Source organism: Kutzneria kofuensis (assembly GCF_014203355.1).
Taxonomy (GTDB): Bacteria; Actinomycetota; Actinomycetes; order Mycobacteriales; family Pseudonocardiaceae; genus Kutzneria; species Kutzneria kofuensis.
Genome location: NZ_JACHIR010000001.1, coordinates 5,623,349 through 5,647,723, shown reverse-complemented (window position 1 = coordinate 5,647,723; position 24,375 = coordinate 5,623,349). Strand labels below are relative to the sequence as shown.

General features: G+C 70.4%; 20 protein-coding genes and 1 pseudogene. 9 read left to right on the top strand and 12 right to left on the bottom strand.

The window, feature by feature from the left end; genetic code table 11:
• Nucleotides 1-104 precede the first annotated feature (104 nt).
• Nucleotides 105-3,482, bottom strand: coding sequence for a pyruvate carboxylase (locus tag BJ998_RS26190; RefSeq protein ID WP_184865817.1), 3,378 nt, complete (start codon nucleotides 3,480-3,482; stop codon nucleotides 105-107).
• Nucleotides 3,483-3,780: 298 nt separating this feature from the next.
• Between BJ998_RS26190 and BJ998_RS26185 the strand changes: the two genes are divergently transcribed.
• The 3 genes from BJ998_RS26185 to BJ998_RS26175 are packed head-to-tail and all read left to right on the top strand — an operon-like array spanning nucleotide 3,781 to nucleotide 6,928.
• Nucleotides 3,781-4,680 carry a carbohydrate ABC transporter permease gene (locus BJ998_RS26185; RefSeq protein ID WP_312890332.1) on the top strand — a complete coding sequence of 300 codons (900 nt, stop codon included), beginning with the start codon at nucleotides 3,781-3,783 and terminating at the stop codon, nucleotides 4,678-4,680.
• The gene (locus tag BJ998_RS26180) at nucleotides 4,677-5,516 is read left to right on the top strand and encodes a carbohydrate ABC transporter permease (protein WP_184865813.1); all 840 of its coding nucleotides are present in this window, start codon (nucleotides 4,677-4,679) and stop codon (nucleotides 5,514-5,516) included. Before BJ998_RS26185 ends, BJ998_RS26180 begins: the two co-directional genes overlap by 4 nt.
• A 20-nt stretch (nucleotides 5,517-5,536) precedes the next feature.
• Complete coding sequence (locus tag BJ998_RS26175; RefSeq protein WP_221338128.1) at nucleotides 5,537-6,928, top strand: ABC transporter substrate-binding protein; 1,392 nt, start codon at nucleotides 5,537-5,539, stop codon at nucleotides 6,926-6,928.
• Between the two features lie 101 nt (nucleotides 6,929-7,029).
• Here the strand turns inward: BJ998_RS26175 and sthA are convergent, their stop codons facing one another.
• Nucleotides 7,030-8,433: a Si-specific NAD(P)(+) transhydrogenase gene (gene sthA / locus BJ998_RS26170; protein ID WP_184865809.1), complete on the bottom strand. Its 1,404-nt coding sequence runs from the start codon at nucleotides 8,431-8,433 to the stop codon at nucleotides 7,030-7,032.
• 271 nt (nucleotides 8,434-8,704) lie between these two features.
• Between sthA and BJ998_RS26165 the strand changes: the two genes are divergently transcribed.
• Nucleotides 8,705-10,099 (top strand): hypothetical protein, encoded by a 1,395-nt coding sequence (locus tag BJ998_RS26165; protein WP_184865807.1) that lies wholly within the window; start codon nucleotides 8,705-8,707, stop codon nucleotides 10,097-10,099.
• Between the two features lie 58 nt (nucleotides 10,100-10,157).
• Here BJ998_RS26165 and recG read toward each other — a convergent pair whose 3' ends face one another.
• The gene (recG, locus tag BJ998_RS26160; RefSeq protein WP_184865805.1) at nucleotides 10,158-12,326 is read right to left on the bottom strand and encodes an ATP-dependent DNA helicase RecG; all 2,169 of its coding nucleotides are present in this window, start codon (nucleotides 12,324-12,326) and stop codon (nucleotides 10,158-10,160) included.
• 80 nt (nucleotides 12,327-12,406) lie between these two features.
• Here recG and BJ998_RS26155 point away from each other — a divergent pair, with 80 nt between their 5' ends.
• Nucleotides 12,407-13,012 (top strand): TetR/AcrR family transcriptional regulator, encoded by a 606-nt coding sequence (locus tag BJ998_RS26155; protein ID WP_184865803.1) that lies wholly within the window; start codon nucleotides 12,407-12,409, stop codon nucleotides 13,010-13,012.
• A gap of 32 nt (nucleotides 13,013-13,044) precedes the next feature.
• Here BJ998_RS26155 and BJ998_RS26150 read toward each other — a convergent pair whose 3' ends face one another.
• Nucleotides 13,045-14,223, bottom strand: a complete 1,179-nt coding sequence (locus BJ998_RS26150; protein ID WP_184865801.1) for a Glu/Leu/Phe/Val dehydrogenase dimerization domain-containing protein — start codon at nucleotides 14,221-14,223, stop codon at nucleotides 13,045-13,047.
• A gap of 253 nt (nucleotides 14,224-14,476) precedes the next feature.
• Nucleotides 14,477-16,063: a fatty acid kinase ATP-binding subunit FakA gene (locus tag BJ998_RS26145; protein ID WP_184865799.1), complete on the bottom strand. Its 1,587-nt coding sequence runs from the start codon at nucleotides 16,061-16,063 to the stop codon at nucleotides 14,477-14,479.
• A gap of 191 nt (nucleotides 16,064-16,254) precedes the next feature.
• On the opposite strand from BJ998_RS26145, the gene rpmB reads away from it, so the two are divergent.
• The gene (rpmB, locus tag BJ998_RS26140) at nucleotides 16,255-16,446 is read left to right on the top strand and encodes a 50S ribosomal protein L28 (protein ID WP_043722728.1); all 192 of its coding nucleotides are present in this window, start codon (nucleotides 16,255-16,257) and stop codon (nucleotides 16,444-16,446) included.
• A gap of 62 nt (nucleotides 16,447-16,508) precedes the next feature.
• Here the strand turns inward: rpmB and BJ998_RS26135 are convergent, their stop codons facing one another.
• Entirely contained in the window at nucleotides 16,509-17,486 is a 978-nt protein-coding gene (locus tag BJ998_RS26135) for a bile acid:sodium symporter family protein (RefSeq protein ID WP_184865797.1), read from the bottom strand.
• Nucleotides 17,487-17,588: 102 nt separating this feature from the next.
• Between BJ998_RS26135 and BJ998_RS26130 the strand changes: the two genes are divergently transcribed.
• Complete coding sequence (locus tag BJ998_RS26130) at nucleotides 17,589-17,801, top strand: DUF2277 family protein (protein ID WP_184865795.1); 213 nt, start codon at nucleotides 17,589-17,591, stop codon at nucleotides 17,799-17,801.
• A gap of 7 nt (nucleotides 17,802-17,808) precedes the next feature.
• On the opposite strand, the gene BJ998_RS26125 is transcribed toward BJ998_RS26130, so the two are convergent.
• The 6 genes and pseudogenes from BJ998_RS26125 to BJ998_RS26100 form a co-directional block, all read right to left on the bottom strand.
• A complete protein-coding gene (locus BJ998_RS26125) occupies nucleotides 17,809-18,486 on the bottom strand; it encodes a uracil-DNA glycosylase (protein ID WP_184865793.1) in 678 nt (225 codons plus the stop codon).
• Between the two features lie 220 nt (nucleotides 18,487-18,706).
• Complete coding sequence (locus tag BJ998_RS26120) at nucleotides 18,707-19,684, bottom strand: bile acid:sodium symporter family protein (protein WP_184865791.1); 978 nt, start codon at nucleotides 19,682-19,684, stop codon at nucleotides 18,707-18,709.
• Nucleotides 19,665-20,537 (bottom strand): isocitrate lyase/PEP mutase family protein, encoded by an 873-nt coding sequence (locus BJ998_RS26115; RefSeq protein WP_184865789.1) that lies wholly within the window; start codon nucleotides 20,535-20,537, stop codon nucleotides 19,665-19,667. The genes BJ998_RS26120 and BJ998_RS26115 overlap by 20 nt, the downstream gene beginning before the upstream one ends.
• Before the next feature lie 411 nt (nucleotides 20,538-20,948).
• On the bottom strand, nucleotides 20,949-21,881 hold the full coding sequence (locus BJ998_RS26110) for a hypothetical protein (protein WP_184865787.1): 933 nt from the start codon (nucleotides 21,879-21,881) through the stop codon (nucleotides 20,949-20,951).
• 131 nt (nucleotides 21,882-22,012) lie between these two features.
• Nucleotides 22,013-22,312: pseudogene (locus tag BJ998_RS49615) on the bottom strand (gamma carbonic anhydrase family protein); the annotation flags it as partial.
• A gap of 165 nt (nucleotides 22,313-22,477) precedes the next feature.
• Nucleotides 22,478-23,443 (bottom strand): thiamine-phosphate kinase, encoded by a 966-nt coding sequence (locus BJ998_RS26100; RefSeq protein WP_184865783.1) that lies wholly within the window; start codon nucleotides 23,441-23,443, stop codon nucleotides 22,478-22,480.
• A 96-nt stretch (nucleotides 23,444-23,539) separates the two neighbouring features.
• On the opposite strand from BJ998_RS26100, the gene BJ998_RS26095 reads away from it, so the two are divergent.
• On the top strand, nucleotides 23,540-23,773 hold the full coding sequence (locus BJ998_RS26095) for an Lrp/AsnC family transcriptional regulator (protein ID WP_184865781.1): 234 nt from the start codon (nucleotides 23,540-23,542) through the stop codon (nucleotides 23,771-23,773).
• A gap of 12 nt (nucleotides 23,774-23,785) precedes the next feature.
• Entirely contained in the window at nucleotides 23,786-24,349 is a 564-nt protein-coding gene (locus tag BJ998_RS26090; protein ID WP_312890331.1) for a DUF3515 domain-containing protein, read from the top strand.
• Nucleotides 24,350-24,375 lie beyond the last annotated feature (26 nt).

Below are 24,375 nucleotides of genomic sequence, written 5' to 3'. Positions count from 1 at the left end.
TCTCGTCACTCTACCGGGTGAAGCATGACGGCGCCGTGAAGACTTTGGTCCACTGTGGACACACCGGTGCCCCCGGCCTCGACGGCACGGGGGCACCGGAGCGGTCAGGACAGGACGATCAGCAGATCGCCACCCTCCACCTGCTGCTGCGAGCCGATCGCCAGGCGCTGCACGGTGCCCGTCTTCGGCGCGGTGATCGCCGCCTCCATCTTCATCGCCTCGATCGTCGCCACGGTCTGTCCGGCCGAGACGCTGTCACCCTCGGCGACGGCGACCGTGACCACACCCGCGAACGGCGCAGCGACGTGGTTGCTGTTGCCGCGGTCGGCCTTCTCCGCCGCCGGCACGTCGGCGGCGACCGAGCGGTCCCGCACCTGGATCGGCCGCAACTGTCCATTGAGGACGGCCATCACGGTGCGCATGCCGCGCTCGTCCGCCTCGCCGATGGCCTCCAGCGTGATCAACAACCGCACGCCGCGGCCGAGATCCACCGAGTACTCCTCGCCCGGCCGCAGGCCGTACAGCCAGTCCTTGGTGCGCAGCACGCTGGTGTCGCCGAACGCGTCCCGGTGAGCCAGGAACTCCCTGGTCGGCGCCGGGAACAGCAGCCGGTTCAGCGTCGCCCGCCGGTCGCCGGCCAGCCCCTCGACGTCCTCGTCGGACAGCTCCGCCACCGCCTTGGGCGCGGACCGGCCGCTGAGCGCCTTCGTCCGGAACGGCTCCGGCCAGCCGCCGGGCGGGTCGCCCAGCTCGCCGTGCAGGAAGCCGATCACCGAGTCGGGGATGTCGAACCGGCCCGGGTCGGCCTCGAACTCGGCCGGGTCCACGCCCGCGCCGACCAGGTGCAGCGCCAGGTCGCCGACGACCTTGGACGACGGCGTGACCTTGACCAGCCGGCCCAGCATCCGGTCGGCCGCCGCGTAGGTGGCCTCGATGTCCTCGAACCGGTCGCCCAGGCCCAGCGCGATCGCCTGCTGGCGCAGGTTGGACAGCTGGCCGCCGGGGATCTCGTGGTGGTACACGCGGCCGGTCGGCGACGGCAGGCCCGCCTCGAACGGCGCGTACACCCGGCGCACGGCCTCCCAGTACGGCTCAAGATCGCAGACGGCCTGCAGGTCGAGGCCGGTGGTGCGGGCCGAGTGGTCGGTCGCGGCGACGATCGCCGACAGCGACGGCTGCGAGGTGGTGCCGGCGATCGACGCGGTCGCGCCGTCGATGGCGTCCACCCCGGCCTGGATCGCCGCCAGGTAGGTGGCCAACTGCCCGCCCGCGGTGTCGTGCGTGTGCAGGTGGACCGGCAGGTCGAACTCCTTGCGCAGCGCCGTGACCAGCCGCGCGGCGGCCGGCGGGCGGAGCAGGCCGGCCATGTCCTTGATCGCCAGCACGTGCGCGCCGGCGCCGACGATCTGCTCGGCGAGCTTGAGGTAGTAGTCCAGGGTGTACAGCTGCTCGCCGGGGTCGGACAGGTCGGCGGTGTAGCAGAGCGACACCTCGGCGATCGACTTGCCGGTCTCCCGCACGGCCTCGATCGCCGGCCGCATCTGCTCGATGTCGTTGAGGGCGTCGAAGATGCGGAAGATGTCGATGCCGGTGTTGGTGGCCTCCTCGACGAACGCCCGCGTGACCGCCTCCGGGTACGGCGTGTAGCCGACGGTGTTGCGGCCGCGCAGCAGCATCTGCAGGCACAGGTTCGGCACGGCCTCGCGCAGCGCCGCCAGCCGCTCCCACGGGTCCTCGGCCAGGAAGCGCAGCGCCACGTCGTAGGTCGCGCCGCCCCAGCACTCCAGCGACAGCAGCTCCGGGTTCATCCGCGCCACGTACGGCGCGACCTGCAGCAGGTCCTTGGTCCGCACGCGGGTCGCCAGCAGCGACTGGTGGGCGTCACGGAAGGTGGTGTCGGTGACCAGCACGCCCGGCTCGTTGCGCAGCCAGGCGGCGAAGCCCTCCGGGCCCAGCTCGGTCAGCCGCTGCTTGGAGCCGGCGGGCGGCTCCGTGGACAGGTCCAGCTTCGGCAGCTTCGCCCACGGGTCGATCACGCCCGGCCGGGGACCGTTCGGCTTGTTCACCGTGACGTCGGCCAGGTACGTCAGCAGCTTGGTGCCGCGGTCGGCCGACTGCCGCGCGGTCAGCAGCTCCGGCCGCTCCTCGATGAACGCCGTGGTCACGCGGCCGGCGCGGAAGTCCGGGTCGTCGAGGACGGCCTGCAGGAACGGGATGTTCGTGGAGACGCCGCGGATGCGGAACTCGGCGACCGCGCGCCGGGCCCGGGCCACCGCCGCCTCGAAGTTGCGGCCGCGGCAGGTCAGCTTCACCAGCATGGAGTCGAAGTGCGCCCCGACGGTGCTGCCGGCGCCGATCGCGCCGCCGTCCAGCCGGATGCCCGAGCCGCCGGGCGAGCGGTAAGCGCTGATCACGCCGGTGTCCGGGCGGAAGCCGTTCACCGGGTCCTCGGTGGTGATCCGGCACTGCAGCGCGTTGCCGCGCAGGTAGATCGCATCCTGGCTGAGGCCCAGGTCGGCCAGCGTCTCGCCGGAGGCGATGCGCAGCTGCGACTGCACCAGGTCGACGTCGGTGACCTCCTCGGTGACCGTGTGCTCGACCTGGATGCGGGGGTTCATCTCGATGAAGACGTGGTTGCCGCGCTGGTCGAGCAGGAACTCGACGGTGCCGGCGTTGCGGTAGCCGATCTGCCTGGCGAACGCCACCGCGTCGGCGCAGATCCGGTCCCGGACCGCCGGGTCCAGGTTCGGCGCCGGGGCCAGCTCGATCACCTTCTGGTGCCGCCGCTGCACCGAGCAGTCGCGCTCGTAGAGGTGGATGACGTTGCCGGCGCCGTCGGCGAGGATCTGCACCTCGATGTGCCGGGGCTGCACGACCGCCTGCTCCAGGAACACGGTCGGGTCGCCGAAGGCCGACTCGGCCTCGCGCATCGCGGCCTCGATCGACTCGCGCAGCTGGGCCGGCTCGGTGACCCGGCGCATGCCGCGCCCGCCGCCGCCGGCGACCGCCTTCACGAAGATCGGGAAGCCGACCTCGTCGGCCGCCGCCAGCAGCGCGTCCACGTCGCTGGACGGCTCCGAGGACTTCAGCGTGGGCAGGCCGGCGGCCTTGGCCGCGGCGATCGCCCGCGCCTTGTTGCCGGTCAGCTCCAGCACCTCGGTCGGCGGGCCGACGAAGGTGATGCCGGCCGCCGCGCAGGCCGAGGCCAGCTCCGGGTTCTCCGACAGGAAGCCGTAGCCGGGGTAGATCGCGTCCGCGCCGGCCTTGCGGGCGGCCTCCACGATCTCGTCGACCGACAGGTAGGCCCGCACCGGGTGACCCGGCTCGCCGATCTCGTACGCCTCGTCGGCCTTGAGCCGGTGCAACGAGTTGCGGTCCTCGTGGGGGAACACCGCGACCGTGCCGGCGCCCAACTCGTAGGCGGCGCGGAAGGCGCGGATGGCGATCTCGCCGCGGTTGGCGACGAGCACCTTGGTGAACATCTGGCGTTCCTCCCGTTTTCCTGGGGATCGTCCAGGTCGGCACGTTACCGTTGCCATCCATTCATGTGGGAGAACCATCCCGAGTGATGGACGTCCCTTTTGGCGCGCGGGCCGTGCCCGGCCGACCTGAAGAAACCGCAAAGGTGAGCGCGGTCACGTTCCTTGGCCTAGCCTGCGCGGAATGTCCCGTGACGACCTCACGACCGACGGTGACGTCAGCCCCGCGTCGACCGTCAGTAATGCGGAGTTCACCGTAGGCCCCCCGGATGGCCTAGTGACCGCCACAGACTCCGCACCTGTGTCACAGTCAGTCATCAGCCGCTGGAACCCGCGGGAGCTCGCGCTCACCGTGCTGTTCCTGGCGCCCGCGGTCGCCGGGCTCGGCGCCTTCGTGATCTTCCCGCTGTTCCAGGCGGTGTACCTGGCGACCATGGGCAGCGACATCCTCGGCAACCCCACCCGCTTCGTCGGCTTCCAGCACTTCGAGGAGCTGTTCACCCCCGAGTTCGGCGCGGTGCTGGCCCGCACGGCCGGCTTCACCCTGATGGTGGTGGTCGCCGGCGTGCTGCTGCCGATGGCCCTCGCGGTGCCGCTGAGCCAGCGGCTGCCCGGCATGCGGATCTTCCGCACCCTGTTCACGCTGCCGTTCGCCTACTCCGCGTCGGCGGCGTCGGTGGTGTGGCTGCTCATGCTCAACCCGGCGATGTCCCCGGTGAACTGGGTGCTGCAGCTGATCGGCGTGACGGCCCCCGGCTGGACCACCGACTCCGGCTGGGCGCTGGTCACGGTGGCCGGCGTGACGGTGTGGATGGTGTCCGGCTTCAACCTGCTGGTGCTCGCGGCGGGGCTGGCCGGGCTGGACGAGCAGGTGCTGGAGGCGGCCCGCATCGACGGCGCCAGCGGCGTCCGCAACTTCACCAGCATCGTGCTGCCGATGATCTCGCCCAGCCTGTTCTTCGTGATCGTCACGACCACACTGACCGCGCTGCAGAGCCTGGGCCAGCCGCAGGTGATGACCGACGGCGGCCCGAACGGCGCGACCAGCACGCTGGTCTACTCGATCTTCAACCAGGCGTTCCACAACAACAACAGCAACTACGGCCTGGCCAGCGCCCAGGGCCTGGTGCTGCTGATCGTCGGCGTGCTGCTGGCCGCGGTGCAGTTCGGCGTCATCGAGAGGCGGGTGCACTACCGGTGAGTCGACTCAACCGTCCCGGGCGCGTCACGAGCACGCTGACCTACGTCTGGCTGGTCGTGGCGGCGGTCGTGCTGCTGTTCCCGGTGCTGCTGACCGTGCTCGGCGGCTTCCTGCCGTCGATCGACCTGCTGCGCCAGCCGCCGAACCTGCTCGGCCACTACACCGTGGACAGCTACCTCGGCGCGCTGCGGCAGACCGTGGTGCCGCTGCTGCCGGCGTTCGGCAACTCGCTGTTCGTCGGCCTGGTGATCATGGTCGCGCACCTGGTCACCTCGTGCCTGGCCGCCTACGCGCTGGTGTTCCTGCGCACGCCGCTGCGGACCCCGCTGTTCTGGCTGTTCCTGGCCACGATCATGGTCCCGTACGAGGCGATCGTCGTGCCCAACGCGCTGTTCGTGCGCAGCCTGGGCATCGGCGACAGCCGGTTCGCGCTGGTGCTGCCGTTCCTGGCCAACGGGTTCGGGGTGTTCCTGCTGCGGCAGGCGTTCCGGCAGTTCCCGGGCGAGCTGCGGGACGCCGCCACCATCGACGGCTGCGGGCACTTCCGCTTCCTGTTCACCATCCTGCTTCCGGGCTGCCGGCCGGCGATCGCCGCGCTGGCCGTCTGGTCGTTCCTGCAGGGCTGGAACATGTACTTCTGGCCCTTGATCATCTCGTCCACCAACAACTCGCTGAACACCCTGCAGACCGCGGTGTTCGCCCTGCGCAGCAACGACAGCGCCGATCCGGGCCTGTTGCTGGCCGGCATCACGATCACGCTGCTGCCGACCCTGCTGCTCGTGCTGTTCGGCCAGCGCTGGCTGGTCCGCGGCTTCACGGCCGGGGCCGTGAAATGACCTACCGAGGGAGAATTCAGGTGCGTACCAAGTTGGGGCTGCTGGCCGCCGCCGTCGCCGCGGCCACCGCCGTCACCGCGTGCAGCTCGGCCGCCAGCTCCGGGTCCTCCGGGTCCGGCGGCGACGGGCTGTCCGCGCCGGCCGCCAGCGCGCTGGACGGCAAGGGCGAAACGGACATCACGTTCTGGCACGCGATGACCGGGACCAACGGCGAGACGCTGAAGAAGCTCACCGACCAGTTCAACGCGGCCAACCAGGGCAAGATCAAGGTCACGCTGGCGTTCAAGAACAACTACGACGACACGCTGTCGGCGTACAAGAACGCGCTCAAGGGCGGCGAGCTGCCCGACCTGCTGCAGGTCTACGACATCGGCACCCAGTTCATGATCGACTCCAAGGCGACCGTGCCGGCGCAGTCGTTCATCGACGTCGACTCCTACGACGTGAGCGACATCCAGCCCAACATCGCCGGCTACTACTCGATCGACAACAAGCTGTACTCGATGCCGTTCAACACGTCGATGCCGCTGCTGTACATCAACAAGGACGCGTTCGCCAAGGCCGGGCTCGACCCGAACAAGCCGCCGGCCACGCTCGACGAGATCATGGCCGACGCCAAGAAGCTGACCGTCAAGGACGCCGGCGGCAACACCACGCAGTACGGCTTCGGCGCCTCGCTCTACGGCTGGTTCCTCGAGCAGTGGACGGCCGTGGCCGGAGCCCAGTACTGCAACCCCGACAACGGCCGCAAGGGCCGCGCCACCGCCGCCAACTTCGCGTCCGACAACAACGTGAAGCTGCTGACCTGGTGGAAGGACATGGTCGACCAGGGCCTGGCGCTCAAGCTGGACAGCGACACCAAGAACGGCGACTCCGCGTTCGTGGCCGGCAAGGACGCCATCACCCTGGAGTCCACCGGCTCGCTCGGCGACTTCACCAAGGCCGGCTTCCAGGTCGGCACCGGCTTCTACCCGAAGATCAACGCCTCCGACGCGGGCGGCCCGATCATCGGCGGCGCGTCGCTGTGGATCGTCGGCAAGGGCAAGGACGACGCCCACAAGCGGGCGTCCTGGGAGTTCGTGAAGTTCCTGGAGAGCAAGGACTCGCAGGCCACCTGGCACACGTCCACCGGCTACTTCCCGGTCAGCAAGGGCGCGCTGGACACCGACGTGGACAAGCAGTGGGTGGCGGCCAAGCCGCAGTTCCAGACGGCGATCACGCAGCTGCAGAACACCAAGCTTTCGACCGCGACCCAGGGCTGCCTGTTCGGCGTGATGCCGCAGGTGCGCAAGGCGGCGGAGAACGCCATGCAGGCGGCCGTGCTGCAGGGCAAGGACCCCAAGCAGGCCCTCACCGACGCCGCCAACTCCCTGACCCAGCCCATCAAGGACTACAACGACTCCGTCAAGTAGAACCCCCTCCGCCACGTGAGTGGCTCACTTCGCATTGTGCGGCACCTGAGTGGCTCAGGTGCCCCTAGAGCGAAAATGAGCCACTCACGTGGCGGTCACTGTCACTGCGAGAGGCGCTCGATCTGGCGGATCTTGTTCATGGCGTCGAGGGCGGCGACCTTGTACGACTCCGCGAGCGTCGGGTAGTTGAACACCGCGTCCACCAGGTAGTCGACGGTGCCGCCGCAGCCCATCACGGCCTGGCCGATGTGGATCAGCTCCGTCGCCCCGGTGCCGAACACGTGCACGCCCAGCAGCGACCGGTCCTCCGGCGACACCAGCAGCTTGAGCACGCCGTAGGAGTCGCCGATGATCTGGCCGCGGGCCAGCTCCCGGTACCGGGACACGCCGACCTCGAACGGGATGCGGTCGTTGGTCAGCTGGTCCTCGGTCCGCCCGATGAAGCTGATCTCCGGAATGGTGTAGATGCCGATCGGCTGCAGCGTGGACATCGCCTGCACCGGCTCGCCGCACGCGTGGTACGCCGCCAGCCGGCCCTGCTCCATCGAGGTCGCGGCCAGCGCGGGAAAGCCGATCACGTCGCCGACCGCGTAGATGTGCGGCACCGAGGTGCGGAAGTACTCGTCGACCTCGATCCGGCCGCGCTTGTCGGCCTGCAGGCCGGCCTTGTCCAGCTGCAGCGTCTCGGTCATGCCCTGCCGGCCGGCGGAGTACATGACCACCTCGGCCGGGATCTTCTTGCCGCTCTCCAGCACGGCGATCGCGCCGCGCTCGTGCCGCTCGACCGCGGCTACCGTCTCGCGGAACCGGAACGTCACGGCCAGATCACGCAGGTGGTACTTGAGCGCCTCGACGACCTCGCCGTCGCAGAACTCCAGCATCCGCTCCCGCGACTCCACCACGGTGACCTTGGTGCCCAGGGCGGCGAACATGGACGCGTACTCGATGCCGATCACACCCGCGCCGACGACCACCATCGACTGCGGCACCCGCTCCAGCGACAGGATGCCGTCCGAGTCGATGATCGTCCTGCCGTCGAAGTCCACAGTGGCCGGCCGCGCCGGCTGGGTGCCGGTGGCGATCACGATCTTGTCGGCGGTGACCGTCAGCTCCCGCCCGGAGCCGTCCACCACCTCGACCGTGTGCTCGTCCAGGAAATGCCCCATGCCCGGCAGCATCGCGACATGGTTGCGGGTGAGCTGGCTGCGGATCACCTCGACCTCGCGGCCGATCACGTGATTGGTGCGGGCCAGCAGGTCGGCGACGGTGATGTCCTCCTTGACCTGGTAGCTCGCGCCGTACATCTCGCGCTGGTTGAGTCCGGTGAGGTAGAGAACCGCCTCCCGCAGTGTCTTGGACGGGATCGTGCCGGTCTGGATGCACACCCCGCCCACCATGTCCCGCCGCTCCACGACCGCGGCCTTCTTGCCCAGCTTGGCCGTCGCGATGGCGGCCTTCTGCCCACCGGGGCCGGAGCCCAGAACCAGCACATCGAAGTCGCGCACGCGGCCAGTCTGCCTCCTGCGGGGCCGGGCCGACACCCCGTCGGCGCAGGAGGTTCCCGCCGATCCGGCGCGGCGGGGTTACGGTCACGACGCGGCGCCGTCCACATCGGAAACCGTTGGCAACAGCGAGAAAAACGGGAGTTATACCCGTCAAAGCCGTCAACCAAACCACTCGAACGGGTCTTTTTTCCACAAGCCCTGTGGAAATCGATCACCTGTCAAGGTCATCTGCTCTTAACATCGGCTTTTCGGCCGCTGAGGGGAGCACCGCATGGCCACTTCATCGGAGTCGTCGGGTATGACCCGCCGCGGCGCGCTGCGCGCCGCCGGCGCCCTCGCCGCGGCGCTGCCGGCCGTCGCCGCCGGAACCGGCGTCGCGATCGCCAAGCCGCCGCCGCTGCCCATCGGCCCGGCCATTCCCCCCGGCCGCCAGGTCACCCTCACTCCGATCCTGTCCGGCGAACAGTTCCCGATCGGCGCGATCTGGCCGCCGCCACCGACCCAGATCACCCAGTCCCGGCTGCAGGAGATGAAAAACGCCGGCATCAACTTCTTCATCACCGGCAATTACCTCGACGACGGCAACATCGTCACCTACACCCTCGGTGTCGCCGATGCCGTCGGCGGCCTGCACGTGATCGTCCGCGACGACCACGACGTGGCCAACCTGGCGCGGTGGTTCACCATCACCGACAACCGGGCCGTGCCGATGTCCATCAGCCCCTCCGACGCCGTCGCCATGGCCAACCGCGCGTTCGGCACCTACGCCGCGTACCCGTCCTTCGCCGGCTTCTCGCTGCTGGAGGACACCGAGCCGTGGACGTACGGCAACCTCAACGCCGTGGTCACCGCGCTGCGCGCGGCCAACCCGTACTACCTGCGGTACAGCAACCTGCCGCCCGGCTCCGGCCCCGGCTACCAGGCCTCCGTCGTCGACTACGCCGGCAAGGTCGGCGCACAGATGCTGTCGTTCGACCGGTACCCGATCATGGCCGACGGCACCAACGACGCCGGCTACGTCAGCAACTGGGCCGACATGCGGGCCGCCGCCGCGCAGACGGGGCTGCCGGCGTGGGGCTACATCCAGACCTGCGGCTTCGACGGGCACCGCTCGCCCAGTTACGACGACATCGCCTGGCAGGTCAACACCAGCCTCGCCTACGGGGCCAAGGGCGTGCAGTACTTCCCGTACTGGACGCCCGGCCCCGACCGGGGCGGCAACTTCCAGCCCGCCATGATCGATCTCCTCGGCCGGCGCACCCAGCACTACTACGACGTGCAGGACATCAACAACGGCACCCTCTCCGGCGTCGGCAACCAGCTGCGGACCATGAGGTCCGAGTCCGTCACGCACGCCAACGACTCCGTCGCCCCCGCGCGCACCGCCCGCTTCGGCCCCGACAACTACCTCACCGACGCCTCCGGCGACGCCGTCGTGCTCAGCCGCTTCGTCGACAAGGCCGGCGACCGCTGGCTCTTCGTCGTCAACCGCTCGCACCGCACCGCCGCCAAAGCCACCCTCAGGCTCCGCTCCTCAGCCGTGGCCCGGGTGTCCCAGTTCGACAGCAGGTCCCGCAAGGTCACCGCCCAGCGGGACGCCGGCGGCATCTCCGTGTCCCTGCGTCCCGGCGCCTCCGCCCTCTACCACCTGGCCGCCCACAGCTAGCCGGCGAAGACGCCGCCCGCGGTGCACACCATCGTGCCCACGGGCGCGGAGCGTCAGCTCAGCTCTTCTCCAGGTACTCGGCGCGGCTGGCGTCCACCACCTCCCGCACCATCTGCGCGAGGCCGGGGTGCTCGGCCAGGTCCGGGTCCTCGCCGATGACGCGCTGCGCCTCCGCCCGGGCCTCCTCGATCACGTCGAGGTCGTCGAGCAGGGACAGCATCTTCAGGCCGGACTTCAGGCCGGACTGGGCGGCGCCGAGGATGTCGCCCTCGCGGCGGAGTTCGAGATCCATCTGGGCCAGCTCGAAGCCGTCGAGGGTGTCGGCGACGGCCTGCAGCCGCTGCATGGTCGACGTGCCGGCGGGCACCTCGGAGACGAGCAGGCACAGGCCGGCGGCACTGCCCCGGCCGACGCGGCCGCGCAGCTGGTGCAGCTGGCTGACGCCGAACCGGTCGGCGTCCATGATCACCATGACGGTCGCGTTCGGCACGTTCACGCCGACCTCGATCACCGTCGTGGCGACCAGGACCTGCACGTCACCGGCGGCGAAGGCCCGCATCACGGCGTCCTTGTCCTCCGGCGCCATCCGGCCGTGCAGCATCTCCACCCGCAGCCCCTTGAGCGGACCGCCGGCCAGCTTCGGCAGCACGTCGGTGACGGCGAGCGGCGGCCGCTGGTCGGAGCCGGCGCCCTTGGGCTCGGCGTCCTCGTCGTCGCCGATGCGCGGGCACACCACGTACGCCTGGTGCCCGGCCGCGACCTCCTCGCGGATCCGCTCCCACGCCCGCCCCAGCCACGCCGGCTTCTCCGCCACCGGCACGACCGAGCTGGTGATCGGCGACCGTCCCTGCGGCAGCTCACGCAGCGCGGACACCTCGAGGTCGCCGTACACCGTCATGGCCACCGTGCGCGGAATCGGCGTGGCCGTCATGACCAGCACGTGCGGGCTGACGCCCTCCCCCGACTTGCCCCGCAACGCGTCCCGCTGCTCGACGCCGAACCGGTGCTGCTCGTCGACGACGACAAAACCCAGTTCCGCGAACGACACCTTGTCCTGGATCAGCGCGTGCGTGCCGACGACGATGCCGGCCGTGCCGGAGGCGATGTCCAGCAACGCCTGCCGGCGCTGCGCGGTGTTCATGGACCCCGTCAGCAGCACCACCCGGGTCGCCTGCTCCGGCGCACCCAGCTCGCCGGCCGTCGCCAGGTCGCCGAGCATGTCCCGCAGCGAGCGGGCGTGCTGCGCCGCAAGGACTTCCGTCGGCGCCAGCATCGCCGCCTGCCTGCCGGCGTCGACGACCTGCAGCATTCCGCGCAGCGCCACCAGCGTCTTGCCCGAGCCGACCTCGCCCTGCAGCAGCCGGTTCATCGGGTGCGTGCCGCCGAGCTCCTCGGCGAGCACCTCGCCGATCTCGCGCTGGCCGTTGGTCAGCTGGAACGGCAGCCGCTCGTCGAACGCGTCCAGCAGGCCGCCCGGCCGTCGCGGGCTCGGCGTCGCCGGCCGGGCCGCGGCCGACCGCCGGCGCTGGGCCAGCGCCAACTGGATCGCCAGCGCCTCGTCCCAGCGCAGGCGGCGCTTCGCCTCGTCGATCGCCGACTGGCTGTCCGGCAGGTGGATCAGCTTCAGCGCCGACATCAGGTCGAGCAGGCCGTAGCGCTTGATCAGGTCGCCCGGCAGCGGGTCGACCACGCCGTCCCACATTCCCAGCACCTGCTCGACGCAGCGGGCGATGCTCCACGTCGGCAGGCCGCTGACCGCCGGGTAGACCGGGATCAGCTTGCGGGCGAAGGAGGCCACCGCCTGCTCGCCGTCCTCGTCGTCGAGCAGCTGGAACTCCGGGTGGGCCAGCTGCATCGTCTTGTTGAACTTGCTGACCTTGCCGGCGAACAGCCCCCGCGCGCCCGGCACCAGCTTGCTCAGGTTGGGGATCTTCTGACTGAAGAAGACCAGGCTCAGCGGCCGCGTGCCGTCGGTGACGATCACCTCGGTCATGGTGCCGCGCCGGGCCCGCATCGGCTTGCGCGTCACCTTGGCCACGTCCGCGAGCACCGTGACGTGCTCGTCCAGCTCGAGGCTGGCGATCGAGGTCAGCTTTCCGCGCTCGTCGTAGCGACGCGGGTAGTGCCGCAGCAGGTCGCCGACCGTGCGCAGGCCGAGTCCGTCGGCCAGCGCGTCCGCCGACTTCTTGCCCAGCAGCGGTTCGAGGGAGTCGTCGATGGCAGTCATCGGGTGCTATTCAACCCCGTACCCCTGACACCGCTAATCTGACCGCCCGTCGAACTCCGGACACAGCCAGGAGCCGCCCCATGCCGCGCCCCAGCGTCGAGGCCGAGCGGCGGGCGCAGATCCTGCGCGCCACCTGCCAGGTCATTGCCGAGAGCGGGCTGCGCAACCTGCGGATCTCCGACGTCGCCCGCCGGGCCGGGGTGTCGGGCGGGACCGTGCACTACTACTTCGACACCAAGCAGGACCTCGCCCAGGCCGCCTTCGAGGACTGCTTCGAAAGATCGTTGGAGCGCCGGCGCTGGCTGCTCGACTCCCGGGCCGACGCCCTCACCCGCCTGCGCCAGATCGTCCACTCCTACGTGCCCGGCACCCCCGAGACCGTCGAGGCGTGGAAGGTCTGGATCGAGTTATGGGCCGAGAGCCCCCGCTCCCCTCGCCTGCGTGAACTCAACGAACGCCTCTACGGCGACTGGCGCCGCATCGTCGCTGACATCGTCCGCGACGGCCAGTCCCGGGGCCAGCTCACCGACGGCGACCCCCTCGTGCTGGCCAACATGCTCGTCGGCATGATCGACGGCCTGGCCGTGCAGGTCCTCGCCGGCTCCCACAGCCTCACCGCCGGCCGGATGCGCACCACCTGCCTGGCCTTCGTCGACACCGTCCTGGCCCGCACCCCGGTCCGCTGACCGAGGGCGGCAGGATCAGGCGCGGTGAGCGCTCACGCCGCGGTGCCGAACTTGGCGTCGATGTCGCGAACCGCCAGGTCGGCGATGCGGGCGGCGGCGGCACGGGGAGTGATGGCGGCGTGGTCGGCCTCGTCGAGGACGGCGGCGACGAGGCGGCGCATGGTGCTGCGGATCTTGGTGAAGGCGCTGTCGGAGTCGGGTTGGACGTCGCCGAAGAGGGTCCACCACCACCAGGTGCTGCTGGTGGAGTTGGCGACGACGTCGGGGATGACCAGCACGCCGCGGTGCACGAGGCGGCGTTCGGCCTCGGGCAGCACGGGCATGTTGGCGGCCTCGACGACGACGCGAGCCCGGACCTCGTCGACGTTGCGCTCGTCGACGGCATACGACACGGCGGCGGGCACGAGGACCTCGGCGTCGACGTCGAGCCACTGGTCGCCGGGCAGCAGGTGGTCGCCGGGGGCGAGGTCGTCACGGTCGACGGTGCCGTGGGCGTCCCGCCCGCGCAGCAGCCGCTCGACGTCGAGACCGTCCTGATTGGCCACGATGCCCTTCACGTCGGCGATGCCGACGACCCGCACGCCGGCCTCGGACAGGAACCGGGCGGTGGAGCCGCCGATGGCGCCGAAGCCCTGGACGAAGGCACGCACCTCACCAGTGGGAAGGGAAAGCCGGTCGAGCGCCACGAGGGCGGCCTCGGCGACGCCGCAGCCGCCGACGAGCTCCTTGAGCCGCAGACCGCCGACCCGCACCTGAGAAGCCTTGCGCAGCCGCGCCCGCGCGGCCCGCTCGTCGTCGAGCAGCGGGTACACGGCCTGGATCGACGAGGAGAAGCCGAGTTCGGCGAGCACCTTGTCGATCGTGGACTGTCGCAGCCCGAGATCCTCGCCCATGGTCCAGAACCGCTCGACGTAGGGCCGCATCGCGGTCAGGTAACGGCGCAGCACATCGGTCGCCCGCGGGTCGTACGGATCCCAGTCGATGCCGCCTTTCGCGCCGCCCAACGGGATGTAGCGACCGGACGGGTCGTAGTTCAGCGCCTCCCGCACGGACATGCCGGCGGCCAGTCCGCGCACCTCGTCGAGGGTGCAGCCGGCGCGCATCCGCAGCCCGCCACTGCTCACGCCGCGCACCAACCGGTCGATCACGAGATAGCCGTGGCAGCCGGTCACGGGGTCGGTCCAGGTGACCTGAAGGTAGGGTTCACGCACCTGGCCACCTCCTCGCTGGTGACGTGCGGATATGCAGGTACCGCACAGTTGACCCGACAGCTGACTGATGTGTCAATCAACGCGCTCCGACCGCAACCGAGGCGTCAGCTGCCGGACACCATCGGGGCCGCGACTGGTGGTGAGGCCGCGGCGACGATCCGTGCGCACGCTCCCACGACGGTCGCGCTCGGTGATCACCCTGTCACCATGGCGCTCCACTGTGGACGATTCGAAGAGAACAGTCCACAAGGGACTATTCGACGCCGATGAGGGCCACGGTCTCCGGCTGGCCGCCGGGATAGCCGGTGAGCTCGACCTCGGGATGGCTCAGCCGCAGGTGCCGGCCCAGTTCGTCGTCGAGGCCGACGGGGGCGTCCGCACCGGCGAAGACCGTCACCAACTCGCCGCCGGCATCCAGCATCCGGTCGACGAGACGGCACGCGGCCGCGACCAGATCGGCCGGCGCGGGCTCGATCAGCACCACCTCGCCGTCGATCATGCCCAGCGCGTCGCCGGGCTGGCAGCGCCCGACCCAGGTCATGGCCTCGCGCTTGGCGATCACGAGTTCGCCACGCCTGGTCGCGGCGGCGGCCTCGGCCATCGCGACGACGTCGTCGCCGGACCGCCGGCTCGGGTCGTGCACGGCGAGGGCGGCCAGGCCCTGCACCGGCGAGGCCGTCGGCACGACAACAACGTCGCGGCCGTCCCGGTCGGCGTGCTCGGCCGCCTGCGCGACGAGATCAGCCAGCTCACTGTCGTTGGGCAGCACGACAACCTGCGCCGCGCCGGTTTCGGCGAGCACGTCGAGCAGATCGGTGACGGCCGGCTCGCGGTCGGGACGCAGCACGAGCACCGAGGCGCCCTCGGCCCGGAACAGCTCGGCGGCGTCCTCGCCGGCCACGATGGCGACGACCGCCCGGTCCCGCGCGAAGCGGGCCTTCTGGTCGGCGAACCGGGTGACGGTGATGCGGTGCGGGCGGCCGTTCTCGATGCCGACCTCGATCGCCGCGCCGATGTCGTCGCAGTGCACGTGGACGGACCACAGCCCGTGGCCGTCGCCGGCCACCACGACGCTGTCGCCGAGCCCGGCCAGCCGGTCGCGCAACGCCTGCTCGTCGGCGAGGCCGTCGAGGAGGTACATCACCTCGTACTCGAAGGCGCTGCTCTCGTGGACCAAGGCGGCCTTGGTCGCACTCACCGGAGGCAGGTCGTGTTCGACGTCACTGTCGAGGCGTTCGGCCACCACGGTCGCCAGGGCGTCCAAGATCAGCAGCAGACCGCGGCCACCGGCGTCCACGACGCCACGTTCGGCCAGCACGGCGAGCTGGCGCGGGGTGTCCGCAAGCGCTTGCGCGGCGGCCTTCACGGCGGCGGTCGCCACGTCGTCGAGCAGGTCGGAGCCGCACTCCTCGGCGGCGTCGGCAGCGGCCGTGAGCACGGACAACACGGTGCCGGCGACCGGCTTGGACACCGCGGCGGTGGCCAGTTCGTCGGCTCGCCGGAGGGCTGTCCGCAGGGCGGTGCCACCGACGGTGCGGGCGCCGTCCCAGCTCTCGGCCAGCCCGCGCAGCACCTGCGAGAGGATCACGCCCGAGTTGCCGCGTGCCCCCGCCACCGCCCCCTTGGCCAGGGCGGACACCGCCGCGCCGACCGCGTCCGCCGGCTCGTGGACCAGGGCGTCCAGCGCCGACCGCATGGTGTGCAGCAGGTTCGTGCCGGTGTCGCCGTCGGCGACCGGGTAGACGTTGATCCGGTCGATGGCCTCGCGGTCCGCGTCCAGCGCGCGCACCCCGGCCGCCGCCCACCGGCGGACCGCGTCGGCGTCCAGCGCCTGAAGCACGTCCGGCCCCTCCTCTCGCAGCCCTCCGCCGGCGAGGGTAGCGGGGCCGGTTTGGAGCGGCGCCGGATCACCGGTTACCCTGTCCTGGTTGCTCTGGTCCGTGGTTGGCCCGGATCAGCGCGTCCGCACCGGTGGCAACGCTCGGTCGGATGCCACCTGAGGACTCGTATTTACTTGAAGGAGTGTCTGACATGGCTGCCGTCTGCGACGTCTGCGGCAAGGGGCCGGGCTTCGGCATGTCGGTCTCGCACTCGCACCGCCGGACCAACCGTCGGTGGAACCCGAACATCCAGTCGGTGCGCGCCAAGGTCGCGCCCGGCCAGCGTGCCCGGGTCAACGTGTGCACCTCCTGCCTGAAGGCCGGCAAGGTCGTCCGCGGCTGAGGTTCGAGGCCGAAAGGGCCGTGCGGGACGAAGTCCCGCACGGCCCTTTCTCTGTGCTCAATTCAGGCCACGAGCGCGGGTTCCGGGCTGGGCGCGGGAGTCCGGGCGAAGCGCTGGGCCAGCCAGGCACAGACCATGAGCTGGATCTGGTGGAACAACATCAGCGGTAGCACGATCAGGCCCACGCTCTGCCCGGCGAACAGCACGCTCGCCATCGGCAGGCCGCTGGCCAGTGACTTCTTCGAGCCGGCGAACATGATCGTGATCCGGTCCTCGCGGGAGAAGCCGAGCAGCTTCGGCCCGAACCAGGTGACCGCGAGCACCACCGCCAGCAGCGCGATGTTCACGCCGACCAGCGCGAGCAGGCTCGCCACCGACAGCTGGCCCCAGATGCCGGCGACGACGCCCTCGCTGAACGCGGTGTAGACGACCAGCAGCACCGAGCCGCGGTCGACCAGGCCCAGCACCGACTTGTGCCGGTTGACGAAGCCGACCAGCCAGCGCCGGGCCAGCTGCCCGAGCACGAACGGCAGCAGCAGCTGCAGCACGATGTCGACGAGCGCGTGACCGGAGAAGCCGCCGCCGCGGGTGGTCATCAGCGCGCCGACCAGCAGCGGCGTGAGCACGATGCCGACCAGGTTGGAGAACGAGGCCGCGCAGATCGCCGCGGAGACGTTGCCGCGGGCGATGGACGTGAACGCGATCGAGGACTGCACGGTCGAGGGCAGGCAGCACACGTAGAGCAGGCCGATGTAGAGCTCCGGCGAGATCACGCCGGGCACCAGCACCCGCAGGGCCAGCCCCAGCAGCGGGAACAGCACGAAGGTGGCGGCGAACACGATGCCGTGCAGCCGCCAGTGCTTGATGCCGGCGAGCGCGTCCTGCGGCGACAGGCGGATGCCGTACAGGAAGAACAGCAGGCCGATCGCCACCGTCGTCGCGTCGCCGAACACCGGTACCCACAGCCCGCGCGCCGGCAGCAGAGTGGCCAGCGCGACCGTGCAGAGGATGGCAACGATGTAGGGGTCGATTCGACGCATGCATCCAGGATCGATGCAGAACAGCGATTCGGAAACACGCTAACCGCTCTGACTGTGTTCACGAAACGTGATAAGTCAGACCCCTCGCGCACAATGGCCGGCATGTGCCGAAGCATCAAGACGCTGCGCCCGCCGTTCGCCGACCACGTCACCGACGCCGACATCCGCGCCGCCGCCCTGCAGTACGTCCGCAAGCTCTCCGGCTTCCGCCAGCCCGCCGCGCACAACGCCGAGGCGTTCGCCAAGGCCGTCGACGCCGTCGCCGCGGCCACCGCCGAGCTGCTGTCGTCCCTGGAGGTCCGCGGCCAGCACTAACGCGCCGTCACGGCAGCTTCCAGTCGATGGGCTGCGCGCCCTGGCGGGTGAGCAGGTCGTTCGCGCGGCTGAACGGGCGTGAGCCGAAGAAGCCGCGGTCGGCCGACATCGGGCTGGGGTGGGCGGACTCGATGCACGGCACGCCCGACAGCAGCGGCGCGAGGCTGCGGGCGTTGCTGCCCCACAGGATCGCCACCAGCGGCGTGCGGCGGGCCGCGAGCGCACGGATGGCCTGCTCGGTGACTTCCTCCCAGCCCTTGCCCTTGTGGGAGTTGGGGCGGCCGGGCGCGACCGTCAGGGACCTGTTGAGCAGCAGCACCCCCTGCTCCGCCCAGGGCGACAGGTCGCCGTTCGACGGCCTCGGCAGGCCGAGGTCGGACTCCAGTTCCTGGTAGATGTTGGCCAGGCTGCGCGGAATCGGCCGCACCTCCGGCGCCACCGAGAAGCTCAGGCCCACCGCGTGCCCCGGCGTCGGGTACGGGTCCTGGCCGACGATGAGCACCCGGACGTCCGCGAACGGCTGCTTGAACGCGCGCAACACGTTCTCACCGGCCGGCAGGTAGGTGCGCCCCGCGGCCACCTCGGCGCGCAGGAAGTCGCCCATCGCGGCGATCCGGTCGGCGACCGGCTCCAACGCCTGCGCCCAGCCGGCTTCGACAACTTCGTTCAACGGACGGGAAACCATGCCTCGAACTGTATCCGGCGGGACTGACAGTTCCCGACGGGGCGCGGGGGTGCGGGACGAGCAAGAGCCTGCCACTTGAGTGGCTCACCTGCCCCCGGAAGGCAAGTGAGCCACTCAGGTGCGGAAAAACCGCGCCCCGGCGGCGCGGCAGCCGCCTGCGCCGCCGGAATGGGGCCGGGCGGGCGATGCCCCAGGACCAGTGGAACCACCCGCCCGACTTTCAGGCGCCGGCGAGCACGACGGCATCCTTGCGGGCGCCGTACCGTCGTGCGAGCCAAGCGCACACCATGAGTTGCAGCTGGTGGAAAAGCATCAGCGGCAACACGGCCAGGCCCACGGTGGCGGCGGGGAACAGGACCGTTCCCATGGGCAGGCCGCTGGCCAGGGACTTCTTGGAACCGCAGAAGACGATGGCGATCTCGTCTTCGGTGGAGAAACGAAGCCGGCGGGCGGTGAAGGTGGTCAGGAGCATGACCACCGCCAACAGAACGGCGTTGACGGCGAGCAGGACCACCAGCGACACCCAGGACAGCCGCCCCCAGATGCCGGCCACGACGCCCTCGCTGAAGGCGGCGTACACCACCAGCAGGATCGAACCGCGGTCGACGTAGCCGAGGATCTTCTTGTGCCGGGTGACGAAACCGCCGACCCAGCGCCGGAGGAGTTGCCCGGCCACGAAAGGCGCCAAGAGCTGCAGCATGATGTCCCGCACGGCGCCGAGGGACATCCCGCCGGTGCCGGTGAAGAGGAACACGGTGACCAGCAGCGGCGTGAGCACGATGCCGACCAGGTTGGAGAAGGAGGCGCTGCAGATCGCGGCGGCGACGTTGCCCCGGGCGATCGAGGTGAACGCGATCGAGGACTGCACGGTCGACGGCAGGCAGCACAGGAACATCAACCCGGTCCACAGCTCCGGGGTGAGCGCCCACGGCACGAGCAGCCGACACAGCAGGCCCAGCAACGGAAACAGCACGTAGGTGGCGAGAAACACCAGGCCGTGCAGCCGCCAGTGCTTCAGCCCGTCCAGCGCCTCACGGGTGGAAAGCCTTGCCCCGTAGAGGAAGAACAGCAGACCGATGGCGATCGTCGTCGCGTGACCGAAGCCGGTGGCCACCGCCCCGCTCGCCGGGAGCAGCGAGGCGACGGCCACCGTCAACAGCAACGCCACGATGTACGGATCAACCCGCAACCGTGACATCGACGCGGTCCTGCCGGGGGTGGTGCCGGGAGATGTTGCGCTCCAACAGCTCGATCGAGGCGGCGACGCCCACGTCACCCGCCTTGACCTCCGGCAGCCGGCCGTCGTTGGCCCGCAGCTCCAGCAGCGCGTTGTCGATCGCGGTGTGCGCGGCGAACAGGCACGGCGTGGAGTAGATCGCGACGTTGACGCCGAGGTTCTCCAGCTCGGTCAGCGACAGCCGCGGCGACTTGCCGCCGGCGATCTGGTTGAACAGCAGCGGCTTGTCGCCGATCACGGCCCGAACCTTGCTGATCCAGTCGACGCTGCGCACGCCGTCGACCAGCAACACGTCGGCGTCGGTGGCGGCGAGCGCCTCGGCGCGGCGCAGGATCTCCGACTCCTCGGTGGCGTCGGTGCGGGCGACGACGACCAGGTCGCGACGGGTCTCCAGGACCAGGTTGAGCTTCTCCAGGTACTCCTCGAGCGGGAGGATCTGCTTGCCGTCGACGTGGCCGCAGCGGCGCGGCCGCTTCTGGTCCTCCAGGATCACGCCGGACGCGCCGATGCGCTCCAGGTTCTCCACGACGTGGCAGGCCACCTCGGGATCCACGTAGCCGTCGTCGATGTCGACGAGCAGGTGCTGCTGCGGGAACGCCAGCCGCAGCCGCTGCACGAAGTTGACCATGTCCGGCCACGCGATGAACCCGATGTCCGGGAGTCCGTAGTAGGACGCCGCGAAACCGAAACCGGAGACGAACATGCCGCCATAGTGCTGTGCCGCCAGCGACGCGGAGAACATGTCGAACACGCCGATCAGTGGCGTGATGCTGTCGCTTTGCACGTCGCGGCGCAGAGCGCTGCCGTAAGTCATGCGTAAGCCCCTTTGAATGAGCGAAGACGTCTCATTGCCCCACAGTGAGATGCATTCGAACCGCGAAGGTCAAGAGAACATTACCTTGACCGTCACCGCCGACGGTAGTGACCGCAGATCCGGACGACCAGCGTCCAATCGGGCAAACATCCTACGTGAGCGTCACTCACAGTAGCCAGTTGCCACTCTTTTGCAGTACCTATCATCACGCCACCATGCGCGCAAGAAAAGTTGTAAATGTCTACCGTAAAACCTGGGTAAAATCGGTATGCGATGTGGAACACCGATTGGTCGGAATGGGTTTCGCAACCACCGGACCGGCCAACGGCGACGGCCCGATGCCCACGGTAAAACGCGCCCGATCGGCGTCACCATAGTCCAACCGAGTGACTCTCACGTCTACTCAGCGTGTCAGCGAAGCCGACCACTAACCCGCGTGAGCACAACGGCCGGCCAATCTGCGCCGTAAAGAAGTACTTCGACGTTACCGGGCGCTTCGGGGTCCATGCGCCACTTCTGCCGGACGGCGACCAGCGCGGCCAGCGGCCGGGTGGCCAGCCGGCGCGCGGCCCACGGCAGCCGGGCGTGCGCGAGCAGGGCGCCGTCGTCGGGATCGGCCAGCACGACACGGGTCCAGTCGCCGCGCACCGGCAGCAGCCGCACGTCCGTCCAATCAGGACCGTCCTGCAGCCACTTCGCCGCCATGGCGGCCTTGCCGCGCAACCGAAGTGGCACCAGCAGCGGCGCGGTCGGACCGGGCGCCTGGAACACGTGACCGAACTGTCGCGGGCGCAGGAACTTGCGCCCCTTCGGTTGGTACGGCAGTGACAACGGCAGCACCTGCTCGTTGCCGTCCAGCACGAGCACCCCGTGCCGGCCGTGGTCGACGTCGCCGAGAAGCGTCGCCGGCGCGGGCTCTCCGTCCACCCGCAGGCCACCGAGGTCGATACCCTCCGGCACCCCGAACAACTGCTCGACGTGGCCGCCCTGCTCGGTGGCGACGGAGATCTCCGGCAGCGCCGGGCCGCCCGGGCTGTACCAGCGCATCTGGGCGTAGACGCGGCGCCGCGGCTCGCGGTGCGCGACCAGCGAGATCAGCTCGTTGCGGCGGGGTTCACGGGCGCTGTCGCCGCGGATCAGGGACCAACCGGTGGCGCCGAGTGCGGCCGCCGACCCGACCAGCACCAGCCACAACGGCAGCCAGCCGGACACCACGATGAGGACAAGCGAGCCGACCACACGTAACCACAGCGGCACCCGGGAGTGGGTGATCGGCGGCGGTGCGTCGAACCGCGCCGGCAACACCAGCTCATCTGGTAACGCGTCGTCCTCGGCGGTGGCCACAACGCCCCTTTCCAGTGTCCCCCGGAAGGGTACTAGTCGAGGCGGCGAAGACCGTGGCGATACGCCCGCGCGTTGCCGACATAAAGCTCGACGATGCCCTTCGTCATGTCCTCGGGGACCTCGTGCCCCTCGCGGACCCGCGCCGGCACGCCCAGAGCCATCGCCCGCGGCGGCACGACGCCGTTGAACGACACCACCGCGCCCGCCCCCACCACCGCGCCGTCGCCGACGACGGAACCGTTGAGCACCACCGAACCCGAGGCGATCAGGCAGCCGTCGCCGACGGTCGCGCCCTCGACGTGCGCGTTGTGCCCGATCACGCAATCGGAGCCGATGACCGTGGCGTGGAACTGGGTGCAGTGCAGGACCGTGCCGTCCTGGATGCTGGTCCGCTCGCCGACCTCGATCCGGCCGTAGTCGCCGCGCAGCACCGCCTGCGGCCACACCGAGGACTCGGCGCCGATGGTCACCGCGCCGATCACGGTGGCGTCCGGGTGCACGTAGGCATCCGGGTGAATGGACGGGACCTTGTCACCCAACGCGTAGATCGCCACGGACGGTTTCCTTTGCTGCCAGGGATTCTTTGCTGCCAGGGGTCAACGCCAGTGCTCCCAGCCCGAGGTGCCCTCGTACGGCCGGCCGTCCACGGTCACGCCGGCGCCGCGGCGGACGGTGCCGATCGTGGCCCAGCCGTCCGGCACGTCGGCCGGCTCGGGGAAGGTGGCCGCCAGCGCGTGGTCCTCGCCGCCGGTGAGCACCCAGTGCCGCGGGTTCGCGCCGAGCGCCGAGCCGACGTCGATCAGCCGCTGGTGCACGGGGAGCAGGTCGGTGCGGATGTCGATCGCCACACCGGAGGCGTCCGCGATGTGTCCCACGTCACTGAGCAGCCCGTCGGAGACGTCCAACATCGCCGACGCGCCGGCCTCGGCCGCCTGCGGCCCGGCCTCGTACGGCGGCTGCGGCGCCTGCTGCGCGCCGACGATCGCGACCGGTGAGCGGAACCCGCGGCCGAGCACCGCGAGACCGGCGGCCGCCCAGCCGAGCCGCCCGCACACCGCCAGCACGTCGCCGGGCGCGGCGCCCGAACGGGTAACCGGAGCCAGTCCCCGCATGTCACCGAGGGCTGTAATCGATATCACTACGGTCGGGCAGCTGACCATGTCGCCGCCGACCACCCCGGCGCCGGCCCGCCGGGCCTCCTCCCACAGCCCGTTGGTGATGCCGTCGATGAGGGAAGTGGGCGTGTCGGCGGGGCACGCCATGCCCACCAGCAGGGCCGTCGGGGCGGCCCCCATGGCGGCGACGTCGGCGAGATTGACCGCGGCCGCCTTGCGTCCGACCTGCTCGGGAGACGACCAGTCCAGTCGGAAGTGGACACCCTCGACGAGCACGTCCGTGCTGGCCACCACCCGACCGTCGGGGGCGGCCACCACCGCGGCGTCGTCGCCGGGGCCGAGCAGGGTCGAGGACGGCTGCGCGCGGCCGCGCGTCACCCGCCTGATGAGACCGAACTCACCCACTCCGGCGACCGTGTCCGCGTCTGGGGGCGGCTCCGGGCGCAAAATTGCCTCCGATCATGAGCAGTCGGAACCCCGACTGAGGTACGTTCTGGCCACGTTCCTACCCCGTGCCGGCTGATCGAGACGAAGGGGCGCGCCGTGGTCCACGCGTACATCCTGATCCAAACCGAGGTCGGAAAGGCGGCTGCGGTCGCAGCTGAGATCTCCGGCATACCCGGCGTCACCACGGCGGAGGACGTCACCGGCCCCTACGACGTGATCGTGCGCGCCGACGCCGACACCGTCGACCAGCTGGGACAGCTGGTGGTGGCCCGGATCCAGAACGTGGAGGGCATCACCCGGACCCTGACCTGTCCGGTTGTGCACCTGTGATGGAGTAGCGGGGTGAGCGTCACCCCGTCCAAGCCCGTGCTGGCCGTCGCGATCGGCCTGCCGGCGCTGCTCGCCGTCGTCGTGGCGGTGATCGGCCTGACCGGCGGGTCGACCGGCGTGCCGCAGAACCCGCCCGGCGACGACAGGACCGGCCCGCTGGCGCTGGTCTCCATCGACGCGCCCGGCGCCGGCACGCAGGCGTGCACCGACCTGATCAAGGCGCTGCCGCAGCAGATCACCGACGCCGGCGAGAAGGTGCCCCGCCGCGAGCTGGCCAAGCCCGCGCCGCCGGCGACCGTGGCCTGGGGCGACGCCCAGCACGAGCCGATCGTGCTGCGCTGCGGCATGAACAAGCCGCCGGAGCTGGTCCAGACCGCGCAGCTGGGCAGCGTCAACGGCGTGCAGTGGCTGGACGTCGTCGGCGACGCCGGCACGGTCACGCACTACGTCGTGGACCGATCCGTGTACGTCGCGCTGACCGAGTCCAAGGACGCCGGCACCGGCCCGGTGCAATCGGTGTCCGCGGCCGTCACGGCGACGCTGCCCGCTCAACCGGTCTCCCCCAACCCGGGCTGAGTTCGAGGCTCGGAACGGACCATTCC